This is a genomic window from Streptomyces sp. NPDC042371 (assembly GCF_056437465.1).
In genome coordinates this window covers 1-15,606 of record NZ_JBWKAP010000001.1, presented here as the reverse complement: position 1 = coordinate 15,606, position 15,606 = coordinate 1, and the positions used below count along the sequence as shown (strand labels likewise).

Here is a 15,606-nt window from a genome sequence, read left to right as displayed (position 1 = left end):
TCGATCCGGCGAAGCGGAACCCGTCAGACCGGCAGGACGAAGGGGAAGCCGTGCTTCTTCAGCTCCAGGGCGCTGTCGACGACCGCCGAGCAGACCGCGTCGATGTCCTCGTCGCTGTGCGCGTCACCGGTGAACAGCATCGGCAGGCTGAGCGTGTAGACGCCCCGTCGGCGCAGCATCAGGGTCAGCAGGAACAGACCGATGGGGTTGACCGCGGCCGTGAAGTCCCGGTAGTCCCGGTAGCTCTCCTGCTCCAGGAAGGCGAACGAGCCGATGAAGTCGCCGAAGCCGAGGAGCCGCAGCGGGATGCCCTCCTCCGTGCGCAGCCGGGCCAGCCGCTCGCGGATCACGCCGACCTTGCCGCGGGTGCGCGTGTAGTAGGCGTCGCCCTTGTCGCGCAGCAGGCTGAGCGAGGCGTACGAGGCGCACAGCGAGAGGTAGTTGCCTGCGTGGGTGGTCTGGACGCTGCTCTTGCGGCCCAGGTCGGTCAGGGCCATGCCGCTCGACTGCACCGTCTCCAGGAGGTCGGCCCGGCCGCCCACCGCGGAGAGCGGCAGACCGAGGCCGGAGATGACCTTGCCGTAGCAGTACAGGTCCGCCTCGATGCCGTACGCCTGTGCGGCGCCGCCGGGACCCACCCGGAAACCCGTCAGGACCTCGTCGAGGATGAACGGGATGCCGAGCCTGCGGGCCTCCTGCGCCGTGCCCTTGATCAGCGGGACGGTGTGCTCCTCGAAGGGGAACGACGAGGAGACGGCCTCGCCGAGGACGCACGCCAGGTCGTCCCGGTGGCGGTGCAGCAGCTTCGTGGCGGCCTCCAGGTCGTTGGGCAGCACCAGCAGGTCGCGCGGGTCGGCCTGGTGGACGCCCGCGAGGGCGGGCTGCAGTGCCACGCCGTCCGGGCCGACCTCGGGCAGCGGGTTCGTGGGGTGGCCGTGGTACCAGAAGGCCGTGTTGTGCGCGGCGAGGTCGTGCACGCCGTGCAGGGAGCCCTCGAACTTCGCGACCATGCGCTTGCCCGTCCGCGCCCTGGCCATGCGGATCGCGGCCGCGGTGGCGTCGGTGCCGGAGTTGAGGAAGGCGTACTTCTCGATGTGCGGCATGAACGAGCCGAGCAGCTCGATGAGTTCGAGCTCGATGGTCTGGAAGTAGCCGTTGCCCGTACCGGTGCCCATCCGGTCGCGGACGAACTCCACCACGGAGGGCGGGTTGTGGCCGTGCAGCGCTTGGGCGCCGAAGCCGAGGTGGGTGTCGATGTAGGTGTTGCCGTCCGCGTCGGTGACCCGGGAGCCCTCCGCCTTCCGCATGGACACCGGCATCGGTGGCGCGTGGAAGGGCCAGAACGCGTGGTTGGTGACGTCGCGGGCGCGGAGCCTCTCGACCAGCCGGGTCGACTCCGCCTGCCGCTCGCTCAGCTCCGTGAAGAGCTCCACGACCCAGGGCTGGGTGAGCAGATCGGCGACCAGGTCCTGCACGGTGGGTGTGACGGGGGCGCTCATGCCAGGTCCTTCCGGGACGCGACGGTGTCATCGGCGGGGCGGGTGGCGGTGAAGACTCCGTAGCGCATGACCCCGCGGTCGTACGCCTGGCGCATCAGCGGCACCGAGTTGAGGAAGCGGAAGACGTCGACGCCCTTGGCGCGGACCAGCTTCCACACGTAGGAGGGGTCGCGCACCACGGGCTTGACGATGTCGGTCGACAGCTTCCAGGTGTCGCGCACCTCGCTGGTCCAGTCCGCGGTGGTGACGCCGGTGAGGCCCACTTCGGCGCAGAGCTGCTCGTAGCGCCGCAGCGGCAGGACGTGCGAGACCGCGAAGTCGCGGTAGATGCGGTGCAGGAGCCGGACCTCGGCGGGCTTGAGGGACTCGTCCCTGGCGCACCAGGTGGCGACCACGAGCCGCCCGCCCGGCTTGAGGACCCGCTTGCACTCCTGCAGGAACTCCTTCTTGTCCCACATGAGTTCGCAGCTCTCGAGCGCCCAGACGACGTCGAACGTGCCGTCCTCGTACTCGGTCTTCATGGCGTCCATGCAGCGCAGCGTGACCCGGTCGCCGACGCCGGCCTCCGCGGCCTTCTCGGTGCCCCGGCGGACCTGCTCGGCGCTGAGCGTGATGGCGTCGACGCGGCAGTCGAGTTGCCTGGCGAGCCGGATCGCGGAGGCCCCGACACCGCAGCCGGCGTCCAGGACCCGGGCGCCCCGGGGGATGTCGGCGAGGGCGACCAGTTCGTCGGCGAGCCGGTTCTGCGCGGCGTGGCGGCCCGGGTCGGGTTCGCCCTTGGCCCAGTACCCGTGGTGGATGTGCTCGCCCCACAGGTCCTCGTACAGCTCGATCAGACCGTCGTAGTGGTCCTTGATGGCGTGGTGCAGAGCGGGCAGGTCGCGGGTCGGTTCGAGACCCGCGGGTGTGCTGGATGCGTGCGTTGTCATCAGTACGGCTCCGTAAGGGATGATCTGCTCGGGCGGGCGGCGGCGGGACGTGCCGCGCCACACAGAAGCGCGTCAGAGCGCGTCAGCAGTGCGTCAAAGCGCGTCGGCAGTGCGTCAGAAGCGGACCAGGGCCGACTCCATGGTCAGACCCGGGCCGAACGCCATCAGAACGCCGAACTCGCCGGGGCGGGGCACCGCGTCGTGCACCCCGGCCAGCAGCTGTTCGAGGATGAGCAGGACGGTCGACGACGAGCAGTTGCCACGGCTCGCCAGGATGTGCCGGGACGCGGCGAGCTGGGCGTCGGTGAGCCCGAGGCGCGCCCCGACCAGGTCGATGATCTTGGGGCCGCCGGGGTGGACGCCCCAATGCCGCACGTCCTGTCGGCTCAGCCCCATCGGCCGCAGCAGGTTCTCCACGAAGGACTCGACGGCTCCCGACAGGATCGCCGGGACGTACGGGGACAGGGTCATCCGGAAGCCGTCGTCCTGCACCCGCCACGTCATGGCCTCGGAGGTCGTGTAGTGCGTCTCGGTGTGGGTGCGCAGGACCGCAGGTCCCTGGCCGTCGTCCGGCCCGAGCAGCACCGCGGCGGCGCCGTCGGCGAACAGGCCGTGCACCACGACCTGTTCCTTCGTCATCTCCGGCCGGACGTGCAGTGAGCAGATCTCGCAGCAGCTCACCACGGCGAGCTCGTCGGGGCGGGCCGTCACCGCGTCCAGGCCCACCTTCAGGGCGTTGAACGCCGCGTAGCAGCCCATGTGCCCGACGAAGGTGCGCCGCAGGTGGACCGGCAGGCCGAACTCCTTGGCGAGGAGCATCTCCGGGGTGGGGCCCGCGTACCCGGTGCAGCTGGCCATGGTGAAGGAGCCGACGTCGGCGGTGTCGACCCCCTTGAGGACCGAGCCCACCGTCTCCGCGCCCAACGCCAGGACGTTCTCCTCCCAGCCCCGCATGCGCTCCGACATGCTCGGCGCGGTGGGGCCCGCGAAGTGCTCGCGGGGGTCCCAGGCCATGTGCCGGGTCCGGACCTGGGTGGCCTTGAAGATCTCCTCCGCGTTGGGCACCTCGCGGTAGAAGTCGGCGTAGAAGGTCTCGTACAGCTCGTCCTGGGGAAGGGGCAGGCCGGGGTGGGCGGTGCTGAGACCCAGGATGCGGGCGCCCGCGGTGGGGGACATCACGCGTCCTCCGGCCCGTTCCAGGATTCCGCGTGCCGCTTCAGCGCCGCCAGGAACCCCTCCGTCACCTCGTCCATGGAGGACTGGGCGAACGGCTCCACGAGGACGGCCATGACCGCCGCCACGGGCACGTCGATCTCGCTGCGCGTCTCGATCTCCAACTGGGACTCCCCGTCCACGCCGGCCGAGGTGCGGAAGACGCCCCACGACTTGAAGGAGTGCTCTCCGTACGGCTCCCAGCTGATCTGCGCGGGATCGGAGGCGTCGAAGCGGACCTGGTAGCGGGGGGCGAGGCTGACGGCGCCGTTGTCGAACTCCTCCAGCTCGTAGCGGAAGACGCCCTCGCCCTCGTCCCGGAGCTCGACGACGGTGGGCATCAGCGGTCCCGAGGCGCCGACATCGGCGAGGAAGGCCCGCAGCCGGTCGAGGTCCGCGCGGACCGTGTCGCCGTGCTTGCTCGCTGCGCGTATCCAGACCATCAGTGTCCTCCCGTTGTGGTGCGGTTCTCGTGGAGCGGGCGCGCCTTGACGGCGTGCCCGATGTAGCTGTTGGACAGGTCGCCCGCGATGGCGAAGCCGCCGAGCCCGCGGCCGCGCAGCAGCGAAAGCAGCACGCCGGGCAGCGGCCGGGCCGGCACCATGCCCGCGACCGAGGCGGGCCGCAGCCCGGCGGCCTCGAACCTGCGGCGCAGCGTCGCGGGCCGGATGAACATCCGCCAGACGTGGGTGCCGGGGTGGACCACCTTCAGCAGGCGTTGGGCCAGCAGGATCGAGACCAGATAGCTGCGCGCCGTGCGGTTGATGGTGTCAAAGAGCACCGTGCCGCCCGGCTTCAGCACCCGGTGGATCTCGGCGAGCGCCTGCTCCAGATCGTCGAGGTGCTCGAAGATGTCGGAGGCGGTGACCGCGTCGAAGGAGGCGTCGGGGCAGGGCAGCGCGTACGCGGAACCGCTGCGGTACTCCACCTCCACGCCGTGCCGGGCCGCGTGGGCCCGGGCCACCGCGAGGGAGGGCTCGGAGATGTCGACGCCCGTCACGCGGTAGCCCCGGCGGGCCAGCCCCTCGCTGAGGAGCCCGCCGCCGCAGCCGAGGTCCAGCACGCGCAGGTCTCCCGGCGCCCGGTCCGGGTAGTGGCGGCCCAGCGTCTCGTGGAAGTGGCCGAGCCGGACCGGGTTCATCTCGTGCAGGGCACGGAAGGGCCCCTCACTGTCCCACCAGGCCTCGCCGACCTCGTCGTAGTACTCGTTGTCGATGGCGGGTGCGGTCGCGACGGCGCCCATTCACACCCACCTCGGCGTGGCGAGCGGGTCGATGCCGAGTGCGGTCTTGCCGATGTACTCGCGGCACAGGTCGTTGGTCAGCGGCAGCAGCGGCCCCGCCTTGATGTCCCGCCAGATCTGCCCGATCCGGCCGCCCTTGCGGATGCCGCTGCCGCCGATGACCTCGAAGGCGGTGGCGACGACGTGCTCGGCCTCGTTGGTGACGAAGTACTTCGGCACGCAGGTGTCGGCGACGAACGCGGGCAGGTCGTCGCCGGGGTCGACGTGCTCGGTGGCGTACTCGTCGAGCAGCGCCTCCATGGTGGCGAGCGAGGAGCGCATCCTGGCGACGGCGAACTGGATGCCGGGCAGCTTCGCGAGGTCGCCCACCGCGTTGTTGGAGCGCCCGACGGTGGTCTGCACGGCGATCTCGTACGCCCGCTGGGCCAGGCCGAGGAAGACCGCGGTGAAGCAGTAACTGCCCCACTGCTGGCGGGACATGACGTACAGCGGGGTGAGGCCCTCGGGCAGCAGCATGTCGTCCTGCGAGACCCGCACCCCTTCGATGGCGAGCGAGTGCGAGCCCGTCATCGGCATCGCGAAACCGGTCCACGGATGCTTGACGGTGATCTTGTCGGTGTCGCCCGTGGGCACCAGGAAGGCGGCCAGGTTGAACGGCGGCTCCAGGTGGTCGTCGTCGAGACCCGCGGTGATCACCATGTGGGTGGCCGCCTCGCACCCCGTCGAGAAGTGCTTGATCCCGTCGATGACGAACTCGTCGGCGTCGCGCTTGGCCGTCGTCGAGGGCAGCACCCAGTTGCTGCCGGAGTTCTCGTCGGTGAACGGGCCCACCACGAAGGCGCCGTCCAGGAGGGCGGTGCTGAGCCGGGCGCTGACCTCCGAGTCGACCTCGCCGCGCAGCGAACCGGTGAGCACCGCGTGGATGGAGAGCGTGAACGCGGTCGAACCGCAGCCCTTCGCGATGGTCTTGAGGATCTCCACGTTCTCGGCGAGCGTGCCCTCGAAGCCCCCGTGCTTGACGGGGACGTTCATGGCGGTGATGCCGGACGCCACCAGATCCTTGATGTTGTCGGCCACGAACGAGCCGCTCTCGTAGTGGGCGAGGCTGCGCTCCTCGAAGGTGACGGCCAGCTCCCGGGCGGCCGTGCGCAGCCGCTCCCACTCGGTTTCACGCGACTGATCAGTCATCGGTGCTGTTGCCTTTCTCTGTGGACGTGAGCTCGTCCCCGGTGGCCGTGAGCTCGCGCAGTCGGCGCTTGAGGACCTTGCCGGTGACGCCGACGGGGATCTGTTCGAGGGCGACCACGCGTACCGCGGCCAGGCCCGGTCGTTCTCCCGTGTCGCCCGCCAGGGCGAGCAGTTCCTTCTCCAGGACGAGCCGGTCCGACTCGTCGAGGGCGGCCAGGTCGGCACGGGTGAGTACGCCCTTGGGCGCCACCCAGGCCTCGGCGCGCCCGATTCCGGTGCGCGGGTCGGTGGCGGCGGAGAAGACCGCCGCCTCCAGGACGCGCGGATGGGTCAGCAGCCGCTCCTCCACGGGCAGGCCGTACAGCACACCCGCCCCGGTGCGGACCGAGTCCGCCTCGCGGTCCAGGAAGACGAGCCGGCCCTTGCCGTCGAGGCGGCCGACGTCGCCGCCCCACCACCAGCCGTCGATCCGGGACTCGGCCCAGCGGGTGTGGTCGTCCCAGTACCCGTCGAAGTGCGAGGTGCTGCGCACCAGGATGCGTCCCGGGACGCCGTCCGGCACCGGCTGCCACCGTTCGTCGACGATGCGCACGCCGAACTGCGTGGGCATGGGCTTGCCCTGGACGCACGGCTCGGGCACGTCGCCGGGGAGCCAGACCTGCATGATCCCGCCCGCGCCGATCTCCGTGGAGCCGTACGAGTCGAGGAAGACCGAGCCCCGCGGCCGCCCGGGCAGCCGCAGCGAACCGTGCCGGGTCAGCGCGGCGATGTGGGCGGCGTGCGCCTTGTCGGCGCCGACGGCCCACACCTTCATGGAGCTGAGGTCGTAGGCGTCCAGGTCCTCGCCCGCCATGCGCATGTAGAGGTGCGGGAAGGCCATGACGCAGCTGATCCGCTCCTCCTCGATCCTGCGCAGCGCCGCGCGGGGGTCGTACAGCGAGGCCGTGCTCATCCGCGCACCGCACAGCAGCACGGCCGTGCCCAGGGCGAACGCGATCTGGTGCGAGAAGGGCACCCCGAGCATGGCCCGCGATCCGCTGCCCACCGGCAGCACCGGCATCATCGGCTTCCAGATGCGGTACGTGTTGCGGCGGCTCCAGATGCAGAGCTTGGGCGACCCGGTGGTCCCCGAGGTGTGGAACAGCGCGAGCGGTGTGTCCTTGCCGATCCGCCGCCGTGGCGGGGCCGTCGTGGGGGCCGCGGTGACGGCGTCCACGAAGTCGACGACGCCCTCGCGCCCGGCCCACCAGGCGTTGCCGTCCGTGCCGGACGGTGTGCCGACGGCGAGCACGGTGGTGCCCTCGTCGAGCATGCGGCCCACGTGCTCGGCGCCGCCGGGCGCCCCGAGGGTCGCGGCGTCGGAGAGCAGGAAACGCGCCCCGGCCCGCTCCGCCACCGCCGCCGCGTACGCCCAGCCGGTACCGGGGCTGACGCTGACCGGTACGGCACCGGCCGCGATCGCCGAGTAGAGGTAGAGCAGGTAGTCCGGGTGGTCCCGCTTGACGATGACCACGCGGGTGTTGGTGGTGACGCCCGCCGCCCGCAGCGCGTTGGCGATCCGATGCCCCACGTCCCGTAGTTGACGCCCCGTCAATTCCTCGGTGCCGTAACCCGGGTACTCCAGCGGGGTGGGCGGAACGAGCAGCGGGCGGTCGCCGTGGTCGGCGGCGAGCGTCTCGTAGAGCCGCGTGATGTCGAAGGCGACCAGGTTGCGCAGCCGGGCGAGCGGCGTCGGCAGGGCCCGTCGCACCGCGGTGCGACGCGCCGAGGGGCTCACCCGCCCCACCGGGGCTCGTCGAGGACCGGCACGCCCAGGGACTGCTTGCCCGACCACTCCGCGGTCAGGTCCGAGTTGGGCGGCACCAGGAGCCCGGCAACCACGTCGCGGTACATGCGCTGGAGCGGGTTCTTCGAGCTCAGCGCGGAGCCGCCCTGCACCTGCAGCGCCAGCGTGACGACCTCGTGGGCGAGCTTGCAGACGGCGTTCTTCATCACGCTCATCTCGATGTAATGGCCCAGCGGGTCCACATCCACCGAGTGGTCGGCCCGGACGGCCGCGTACAGGTGCGCGCGGGCCGCCGCGAGCTTCGTCGCCATGTCCGCCACGCGGAACTGCACGCCCGGCAGGTGGGCGATGGTGCGGTCGAGGACCGCGAGCCTGCGCTCCCGCTGGGCGGCGGCGACGTAGTCGAGCGCCGCCTGGGCGGTGCCGAGGAAGACGGAGGCGAAGCTGCACCACGCCCAGTGCACGCCGCGCATGAACATCAGCGGCAGCTGACCCGCGTCACCGATGAGGTAACGGCTGTCGGCGTACAGGTCCTTCAGTTCCAGCGCGTGGCTGCCGGTGGCCCGCATGCCCGCCGCGTCCCACTCGGCGATGACCTCCACGCCCTTCTCGGGGCGCGGCAGGAGGAAGCCGAGCGGCTTCGGACGGCCCCGGTCGTCCTTGTCGGCCGCCGAGACGAAGAGCAGCGTGGCGGCGGGGAAGCCGGTGAAGAAGCCCTTACGGCCGTTGAGCAGATAGCCGCCGTCGACCGGCGTGGCGGCGGTCGTCGGGTGCCACCAGTTGCCCCCGATGCCCGGCTCGCTGAACCCGCCCGCGATGACGGCGCCGTCCTGGACCACGGCCCGGTACGCCCAGGCGTGCCGGTCCTCCTGGTCCATCGCGGCGATCATGGCGAGGCCGTGGATGTGCATGTTCACGGCGAAGGCGGTGGAGGAGCACGCGCCGGCCAGGATCTCCTGGCCCCGGCACAGCTCTTCCAGGGTGATGCCCCCGCCGCCGTGTTCCTTGGGCACGGTCAGCGCGGTGTAACCGCTGGAGACCAGCTTGTCGAAGTTCTCGTGCGGGAAGCTGCTTTCGCGGTCGTGCTCCGCGGCGCGGTCGGCCAGTGACGGCGCGAGCTCGCGTGCGATGTCGACAGCGCTGGGACGGACGTGTCCGGCGGTCATGGCTCTCACACCTGCTTCGCATCGGGTCGGGACTCGGATTGCCTCTCCAGGGCCGCGACGAGCGAGCCCAGGGAGTCCATGCCGGGGGCGCTCGCCTCGGACAGCCACGCGTTCATGTCGAAGGCGGGGCGGTCGGCGGCTATGCGCGCGGCGAGTTCCACGAGATCCATCGAGTCCAGGCCGAGGTCGGCGGCGAGGGAGGCGGCGGGGGTGATCGCGTCGCGTCGCAACGTCGGTCTGATCGCCTCGATGTGTCCGGTCACGCTCCGCAACGCTTCGTCTTTGGCTGACACACGTCCTCCAGGGCTCCGTGTCTCCGTGGGATGTGCCGATGCTGCACCACGCACATCCAGGGCGGCTGCAGAGTGCTTGTGCGTTCACTGAAGGATTGCTGGAGCAACGCCCGAGCGGGCTCCACGGCCGCCCGGAGCCCGCTCCCTGACTGGTGAGCGGGGGCGCGGTCCCTCGCTCATGGAACGCGGAAGACACGCGCACAACGGGTCATGACGGCTCGTCACGGGCGGTCCGAACAGTCGTTCACCGCCCTGGCACGACCCCTTGGCCGGAGCCTCTAGTTTCGCTCGCGCCTCCGTGGACTCTGGCTGAAACAGTGGCACGGACCTGTGGGCATCCGGTCGGGCTTGGCTACTGTGAATCAAATTGAAGGGCTGTCGGCCAATGCGCGCCGAGGTCGCCGGGGCCGCGACCCGAGCCCGGCGAGCAGCCGTACGGGGGAGAGCCACTCAGGGTCGGTGCTGCTCCCCTGCGCTTCACGTCGACGAAGTCAAGGAGAGAGACATGCGCGTTCTGGTCGCCGGTGCCACTGGTGTCATCGGCCGACAGCTGACCGGTCTGCTGGCGGACAAGGGGCACGAGGTGATCGCTCTCGCCCGCAATCCGGAGCGCGCCGCCGCGTCGGGCAGCGGGGTGCGGGCGGTCCGCGCCGACGCCCTGGACGCGGACGGGCTGTCCGCCGCGGTCGTGCGGGCCGAGCCCGAGGCGGTCGTGAACCTCCTCACGGCGATCCCCAGGAAGGTCGACTCCCGTCGGCTCGACCGGGACTTCGCCGCGACGAACCTGCTGCGCACCCGGGGCACCCGCAACCTCGTCGAGGCGGCCAAGGCGGCGGGCGTCCAGCGCATGGTGGGCGAGAGCGTCGCCTTCGGATACCGGCCGGCCCCCGACGGCGGTCTGCGGGACGAGACGTCCCCCCTGTGGACGACGGGACCTGAGCAATTCCGGCCCGTCGTCACGGCGTTGCGGGAACTGGAGGAGCGTACGACCGGTGAGGGCGGCACCGTCCTGCGCTTCGGTCACCTGTACGGCCCCGGTTCCGCCTTCGACCGCGAAGGGAACTTCACCCAGCAGGTCCGCAAGCGGATGCTGCCGTTGGTCGGCGAGGGCAACGCCGTCTTCTCCTTCATCCACGCCCAGGACGCGGCCGCCGCCGTCCTCAAGGCCCTGGAAGGCGATCAGGACGTGGTGCGCGGCGCCACGTACAACATCGTCGACGACGACCCGGCGCCGGTGTCGACCTGGCTGCCGGAACTCGCGCGCGTGCTCGGCGCGAAGGCGCCGATGCGCGTCCCCGTGTGGCTGGTGCGCCCGATGATCGGGTCCTACGGCGTGGCCTTCATGAACGAACTCCAGGGTGCGGACAACGGCCTGGCCGCCCGCGGACTCGGCTGGCAGCCGTCCCGCGCGAGCTGGCGCGAGGGGTTCGCCGCCGAACTCGGTGCGAGTGCGCCGAACCGTTAGGAAGGACGGCCGATGTTGGAGAAGCATCCTTTCCGCGACATACTCGGGCGGTTTGCCACGGGAGTGGTGCTGCTCACTCTGCAACCGCCGCGCGGTGTTCCCATGGGCATGGCCGTGAATTCCTTCACCTCGGTCTCGCTCGAACCCCCGCTCATTTCCCTCTGCCTGCGCACGGGGTCGCCGACCCTGACCGCCCTCCTGCGGTCCGACGCATTCGCTGTCTCCATCCTCGGGGAAGAGCACGAGGAGCTCTGCCGGTCGTTCAGCACCCCCGGCGCGGAGCGCTTCTCCGGGCGGGAGTGGGCCCGCACCCCCGGCGGTCACCCGGTGCCCGGCGATGCCCTCGCCTGGCTGGACTGCCGCGTTTCGGCCGTACACCCGGCCGGGGACCACGAACTCGTCATCGCCGAGACGGTGGACGGTGACGCGGCGGAGCGGAATGCTCCGCTCGTATTTCACCGCGGACGTTTCACAAAACTCATATGTGAAAGTCCTGTTGGCAATTGACCCGCTGCTTCTGATTTCTGTCAGAATTCAGTGTGCAAGGGTCCCGCCCCAGGGGGATGCGGGCGGGCCTGACGAAGGGTGTGTTGACAATGCAGTTCCAGGTTCTCGGATCGCTGGAAATGAATGACGGGGGTAAGTCATACATTCCTACGGCACCAAAACAACGTCAGTTGCTCGCCCTGCTCCTGCTCAATTCCAACCGAGTGGTACCCATCCAGACCTGTGTCACCGAGCTCTGGGGCGAAGACCCCCCGGACGCCGCCCGCGCCACGCTCCAGTCCCACATACTCCAGCTCCGCCACGCCCTCAAGAGCGTGCCCGGAGTGGGTAGCCTCCCGGCCGCGCGGAACATCCTGGAGACCCGGGACGGCGGCTATCTGTTCGTCACGTGTCCCGGCGATCTGGACACCGAGAGGTTCACCGGACTCCTGCGGACCGGCAAGGAACTCCTCAAGACGGACGACCGCAAGGCCTCCGACCTGTTGGCCGAGGCCCTGGACCTGTGGCGGGGCCCCGCGCTCGCGGACGTGCGGCACGGGCCGGTGCTGCGTCGGCACGTCGTCCATCTGGAGGAGGAACGGGTCACGGCCCAGGAGCACCGGATCGACGCCGATCTGCGCCTCGGCCGCCACCGTGAACTCATCGGGGAGCTGAGCGCCTTGGCGGTCGAGCACCCGACGCGCGAGCACCTGCACGCCAAACTGACCCTCGCCCTCTACCGCTCCGGGCGGCGGGTGCAGGCGCTCGACGTCCTGCAGCAACTGCACCGCGCCCTGCGGCGGGACCTCGGTCTGGAGACCTCGCCCTGGGTGCACAACCTCCACCAGGCCGTTCTGGCCTCCAGTGCGTCGATCGACATGCCGTAGCCGGACAGGTCTGCCGAAAACGGCGCCCCATGCAACGGATGCGTTGCGTGGGGCGCAATGGTATGAGCGTATGTTGCGTCAGTCGCAACCCTCATTACGGTTCGGCCGCTTATACCAATGGGTCTAGACCGCCTAGGTCTGGTGTGACCACAATCGCTCCCACCAATCGGAACCTGGAGGGGGCCGGCATGAATCGACGTGTCATCGCCGCTGGTTGTATCGCCATGAGTCTCGGACTGACCGCCACGGCATGCGGTGGCGATGATGGCGACTCGGGCGACAAGGCCACCGACGGCAAGGGCAAGACCCTCACCGTATGGATCATGGAGGGGACCAACCCCGACGCCCGGCCCTTCTTCGCGGAGGCCGAGAAGGCCTTCCACAAGAAGACCGGCGCCAAGATCAAGGTCGAGTACCAGCAGTGGGCCAGCGCCCAGAAGAAGTTCACGACCGCCATCGAGGGCGGCGAGGACCAGGTGCCCGACGTGGCCGAGGTCGGCACCACCTGGGTGCCGCAGTTCGCCGAGACCGACGCCCTCGTCGACGTCACCGACGAGGTCAAGAAGTCGGGCCTGAACGACGACCTCGTCGCGGGCCTCAAGGACGCGGGCACGCTCGACGGCAAGCAGTACGGCATGCCGTGGTACGCGGGCGTCCGCTCCATCGTCTACCGCAAGGACATCTTCGAGAAGCACAACCTGAAGCCCCCGACCACGTGGAAGGAGCTCCAGACGACCGCCAAGACGCTCAAGGAGAAGGAGCCGAAGCTCGTCTCCTTCCCGGTGGCGGGCGGCGCGGAGATGTTCGCGGCCCCCTTCATCTGGGGCGCGGGCGGTGAGCTCGCCACCGAGTCCGGCGGCAAGTGGAAGTCCGGCGTCAACTCGCCGGAGGCCGTCAAGGGCCTGGAGTTCTACACGGGCCTCGCCACCAAGGACAAGGTCTCCCCGGCCAAGGTCAACACCTGGACGGAGAAGGAGGTCGGCGACGCCTGGAACAAGGGCGAGATCGCCATGGCCATCGGCGGCAACTGGACCCCGAAGGCCATCGTCGACGCCAACCCGGACCTCAAGGGCAAGCTCGCCGCTGTGCCGATCCCGGGCCAGAACGGCGGCATGAGCAAGTCCTTCCTCGGCGGCTCCTACCTGTCCACGTTCAACACGGACAAGAAGGACCTCGCCTGGGAGTTCGTGAAGCTGGTGACCACCGGCGAGTTCGCCGCCAAGTGGGCCGCGGAGACCAACTACTTCCCCGGCCAGAACTCCGAGCTGAAGAAGATCGAGGCGAAGAAGGACCCGCTGGTCGAGCCGTTCGCCAAGCAGATGCTGGAGGCCGGTGCGACCGTCCCCAAGACCAAGTCGTACGGCGAGATCCAGGCCTCCAAGGTCATCCCCGGCATGGTCCAGTCGATCCTGACCGGCAAGGCGTCCGTGCAGGAAGCGGCGGACAAGGCGGCGAAGGACATGGACGCGATCTTCGCCAAGGGCGAGTAGACAAGGGCGAGTTCGGCACTGTGAAGGACTTACCGTGAAAGACACGCTCGTCAGCGAGGGGCCGAAGACGTCGGCCCCTCGCGGCCCCCGGAAGCCCGACGGCGGGGCCGAAGCGGCCCGCCGTCGCAAGAAGCTCATCACCATCACCCGCCCCTGGCTTCTCCTCGCGCCCTCCCTGGTGGTCCTCGCGGGCCTGCTGCTGTGGCCGCTGATCCAGGTCGGCAAGCTCTCCATGCAGGACTACGAGGTCAAGTTCGGCGGCGGCGTCAGCACGTTCACCGGCTTCGACCACTACAGCGACCTGCTCTCCAGCGGCCTGCTGTGGAAGACGGTCCTGCCCAACACCGTCTTCTTCGCCTTCGCCTGCGTCGGCCTCACCGTCGCGCTCGGCACCCTGGTGGCGCTGCTGCTCAACCGCCTCGGCACCACCTGGCGGATGATCTGCTCCATCGCGGTCCTCGGCGCCTGGGCCATGCCCGCGGTGACGGGCACGTACGTATGGATCTGGCTCTTCCAGCCGCAGGACGGCATGGTCAGCCAGATCGCGGGCTCGGTCGGCCTGATCGACCCGGAGACCACCAACTGGTTCACCGAGCGCGGCCCGTTCTACGCGATCGCCACGCTCAACGTCGTCCACCACGGCTTCCCGTTCGTCGCCATCACCGTCCTCGCGGGACTCATGACGATCCCCAAGGAGCTCTACGAGGCGGGGGAGCTGGACGGCGCCAACGCCTGGCAGCGGTTCTGGAACATCACCGTGCCGACCATCAAGCCCGTCTTCCTCGTGGTGACCATCCTCTCCACGATCTGGGACTTCAAGGTCTTCACCCAGGTGTACCTGCAACCAGGCGGCGACGGCTCCAACGAAGAGGTCTACAACCTGGGCGTCTTCTCCTACATCCAGGCCTTCGCCAAGAACGACTACGGCACGGGCGCCGCGGCCGCGGTCCTGCTGACCGTGCTGCTCCTGGCCATCACCGTCGTCTACATCCGCACGCTGTTCCGGCAGGGGGACGAGGACCTGTGACAACCCGCCGCACCACTCTCGCCTCGCGCATCGGCCTGCCTGCCGCGGTCGTCGGGCTCCTCGTCTTCACGCTCTTCCCGGTCTACTGGATGGTCTCCACGGCGCTCGACCCGAAGGCGTCGCTCCGTGGCTCGGACCTCCTGCCGAGCGGCGTCAGCCTCGAACACTTCAAGTTCGTCTTCGACAAGGGCAACTTCGGTACGTACCTGCTGAACTCGGCGGTCGTCGGCCTCGCCACGATCGTGGCAGCCGCGCTGCTCTCGCTCTTCGCCGCCATCGCGGTGGCGCGGTTCAAGTTCCGCTTCCGCACGTCCGTGCTGATCATGATCCTGATCGTGCAGATGGTGCCGCTGGAGGCGCTCGTCATCCCGCTCTTCATTCAGATGCGGGACTACGACATGCTCAACTCCCTGCTGGGGCTGAGCATCGTCTACATCGCCCTCTCGCTCCCGTTCGCCATCTGGACGCTGCGCGGCTTCGTCGCCACCGTCCCCAAGGAGGTCGAGGAGGCCGCGTACATCGACGGGGCTTCCTGGCCGCGGATGTTCTGGTCGGTGCTGCTCCCGCTGGTCGCGCCGGGGCTCGTCGCCACCTCGATCTTCGCCTTCATCACGGCGTGGAACGAGTTCGTCTTCGCGTACACGTTCATGAAGGGCAGCGACAAGTACACGGCCGCCGTGGGCATCTACCAGTTCTTCGGTGAGAACTCCACGGCCTGGGGCCCGGTCATGGCCAGCTCCACGCTGGTGACCGTGCCGGTGATGATCTTCTTCGTGATCGTGCACCGGAAGCTCGGTTCGGGTCTGGCGGCGGGCGCCGTCAAGGGCTGACCGTCCACAGGGAGGAGTGGGGGGGGGGGGGGGCGGGCCCCCGCCCCCCCCCCCGCCCCCGGCCCCCCCCCCCCCCCCACCCGAAAAAAAAAAAAAAAAGCCCGC

15 protein-coding genes are annotated in these 15,606 nt (G+C 69.7%); 6 read left to right on the top strand and 9 right to left on the bottom strand.

Annotated elements, in window-relative coordinates:
- Positions 1 to 23: 23 nt before the first annotated feature.
- From AC068B_RS00075 to AC068B_RS00035, 9 genes are all read right to left on the bottom strand, one after another.
- Entirely contained in the window at positions 24 to 1,499 is a 1,476-nt protein-coding gene (locus AC068B_RS00075) for an aminotransferase class III-fold pyridoxal phosphate-dependent enzyme (protein WP_478667942.1), read from the bottom strand.
- Positions 1,496 to 2,428 carry a methyltransferase domain-containing protein gene (locus AC068B_RS00070; RefSeq protein ID WP_478667941.1) on the bottom strand — a complete coding sequence of 311 codons (933 nt, stop codon included), beginning with the start codon at positions 2,426 to 2,428 and terminating at the stop codon, positions 1,496 to 1,498. The genes AC068B_RS00075 and AC068B_RS00070 overlap by 4 nt, the downstream gene beginning before the upstream one ends.
- Before the next feature lie 114 nt (positions 2,429 to 2,542).
- Positions 2,543 to 3,604: a type III polyketide synthase gene (locus AC068B_RS00065; protein ID WP_478667939.1), complete on the bottom strand. Its 1,062-nt coding sequence runs from the start codon at positions 3,602 to 3,604 to the stop codon at positions 2,543 to 2,545.
- A complete protein-coding gene (locus AC068B_RS00060) occupies positions 3,604 to 4,083 on the bottom strand; it encodes an SRPBCC family protein (protein ID WP_478667938.1) in 480 nt (159 codons plus the stop codon). Before AC068B_RS00060 ends, AC068B_RS00065 begins: the two co-directional genes overlap by 1 nt.
- On the bottom strand, positions 4,083 to 4,883 hold the full coding sequence (gene ubiG, locus AC068B_RS00055) for a bifunctional 2-polyprenyl-6-hydroxyphenol methylase/3-demethylubiquinol 3-O-methyltransferase UbiG (RefSeq protein WP_478667937.1): 801 nt from the start codon (positions 4,881 to 4,883) through the stop codon (positions 4,083 to 4,085). Before ubiG ends, AC068B_RS00060 begins: the two co-directional genes overlap by 1 nt.
- A complete protein-coding gene (locus tag AC068B_RS00050) occupies positions 4,884 to 6,071 on the bottom strand; it encodes an acyl-CoA dehydrogenase family protein (RefSeq protein WP_468560265.1) in 1,188 nt (395 codons plus the stop codon).
- On the bottom strand, positions 6,064 to 7,848 hold the full coding sequence (locus tag AC068B_RS00045) for a class I adenylate-forming enzyme family protein (RefSeq protein ID WP_478667935.1): 1,785 nt from the start codon (positions 7,846 to 7,848) through the stop codon (positions 6,064 to 6,066). Before AC068B_RS00045 ends, AC068B_RS00050 begins: the two co-directional genes overlap by 8 nt.
- Positions 7,845 to 9,023: an acyl-CoA dehydrogenase family protein gene (locus AC068B_RS00040; RefSeq protein WP_478667934.1), complete on the bottom strand. Its 1,179-nt coding sequence runs from the start codon at positions 9,021 to 9,023 to the stop codon at positions 7,845 to 7,847. The genes AC068B_RS00045 and AC068B_RS00040 overlap by 4 nt, the downstream gene beginning before the upstream one ends.
- Positions 9,024 to 9,028: 5 nt before the next feature.
- A complete protein-coding gene (locus tag AC068B_RS00035) occupies positions 9,029 to 9,286 on the bottom strand; it encodes an acyl carrier protein (RefSeq protein ID WP_306334006.1) in 258 nt (85 codons plus the stop codon).
- A gap of 535 nt (positions 9,287 to 9,821) precedes the next feature.
- On the opposite strand from AC068B_RS00035, the gene AC068B_RS00030 reads away from it, so the two are divergent.
- The 6 genes from AC068B_RS00030 to AC068B_RS00005 all read left to right on the top strand — a co-directional run bounded on the left by AC068B_RS00030 (position 9,822) and on the right by AC068B_RS00005 (position 15,501).
- The gene (locus AC068B_RS00030; protein WP_478667932.1) at positions 9,822 to 10,781 is read left to right on the top strand and encodes an NAD-dependent epimerase/dehydratase family protein; all 960 of its coding nucleotides are present in this window, start codon (positions 9,822 to 9,824) and stop codon (positions 10,779 to 10,781) included.
- Positions 10,782 to 10,793: 12 nt separating this feature from the next.
- Entirely contained in the window at positions 10,794 to 11,288 is a 495-nt protein-coding gene (locus AC068B_RS00025; RefSeq protein ID WP_356263859.1) for a flavin reductase family protein, read from the top strand.
- 56 nt (positions 11,289 to 11,344) lie between these two features.
- A complete protein-coding gene (locus tag AC068B_RS00020) occupies positions 11,345 to 12,154 on the top strand; it encodes an AfsR/SARP family transcriptional regulator (RefSeq protein WP_478667930.1) in 810 nt (269 codons plus the stop codon).
- A gap of 224 nt (positions 12,155 to 12,378) precedes the next feature.
- Positions 12,379 to 13,644 carry a sugar ABC transporter substrate-binding protein gene (locus AC068B_RS00015; RefSeq protein ID WP_478667929.1) on the top strand — a complete coding sequence of 422 codons (1,266 nt, stop codon included), beginning with the start codon at positions 12,379 to 12,381 and terminating at the stop codon, positions 13,642 to 13,644.
- Positions 13,645 to 13,678: 34 nt separating this feature from the next.
- Positions 13,679 to 14,671, top strand: coding sequence for a carbohydrate ABC transporter permease (locus tag AC068B_RS00010; protein WP_468560279.1), 993 nt, complete (start codon positions 13,679 to 13,681; stop codon positions 14,669 to 14,671).
- A complete protein-coding gene (locus AC068B_RS00005; protein WP_478667927.1) occupies positions 14,668 to 15,501 on the top strand; it encodes a carbohydrate ABC transporter permease in 834 nt (277 codons plus the stop codon). Before AC068B_RS00010 ends, AC068B_RS00005 begins: the two co-directional genes overlap by 4 nt.
- The last annotated feature ends 105 nt before the right edge of the window (positions 15,502 to 15,606 follow it).

Excerpts from the sequence above, each read along its gene's own strand:
- AC068B_RS00075 (WP_478667942.1), bottom strand. The coding sequence starts at position 1,499 with ATGAGCGCCCCCGTCACACCCACCGTGCAGGACCTGGTCGCCGATCTG.
- AC068B_RS00070 (WP_478667941.1), bottom strand. The coding sequence starts at position 2,428 with ATGACAACGCACGCATCCAGCACACCCGCGGGTCTCGAACCGACCCGC.
- AC068B_RS00065 (WP_478667939.1), bottom strand. The coding sequence starts at position 3,604 with ATGTCCCCCACCGCGGGCGCCCGCATCCTGGGTCTCAGCACCGCCCAC.
- AC068B_RS00060 (WP_478667938.1), bottom strand. The coding sequence starts at position 4,083 with ATGGTCTGGATACGCGCAGCGAGCAAGCACGGCGACACGGTCCGCGCG.
- ubiG (WP_478667937.1), bottom strand. The coding sequence starts at position 4,883 with ATGGGCGCCGTCGCGACCGCACCCGCCATCGACAACGAGTACTACGAC.
- AC068B_RS00050 (WP_468560265.1), bottom strand. The coding sequence starts at position 6,071 with ATGACTGATCAGTCGCGTGAAACCGAGTGGGAGCGGCTGCGCACGGCC.
- AC068B_RS00040 (WP_478667934.1), bottom strand. The coding sequence starts at position 9,023 with ATGACCGCCGGACACGTCCGTCCCAGCGCTGTCGACATCGCACGCGAG.
- AC068B_RS00030 (WP_478667932.1), top strand. The coding sequence starts at position 9,822 with ATGCGCGTTCTGGTCGCCGGTGCCACTGGTGTCATCGGCCGACAGCTG.
- AC068B_RS00025 (WP_356263859.1), top strand. The coding sequence starts at position 10,794 with ATGTTGGAGAAGCATCCTTTCCGCGACATACTCGGGCGGTTTGCCACG.
- AC068B_RS00020 (WP_478667930.1), top strand. The coding sequence starts at position 11,345 with ATGCGGGCGGGCCTGACGAAGGGTGTGTTGACAATGCAGTTCCAGGTT.
- AC068B_RS00015 (WP_478667929.1), top strand. The coding sequence starts at position 12,379 with ATGAGTCTCGGACTGACCGCCACGGCATGCGGTGGCGATGATGGCGAC.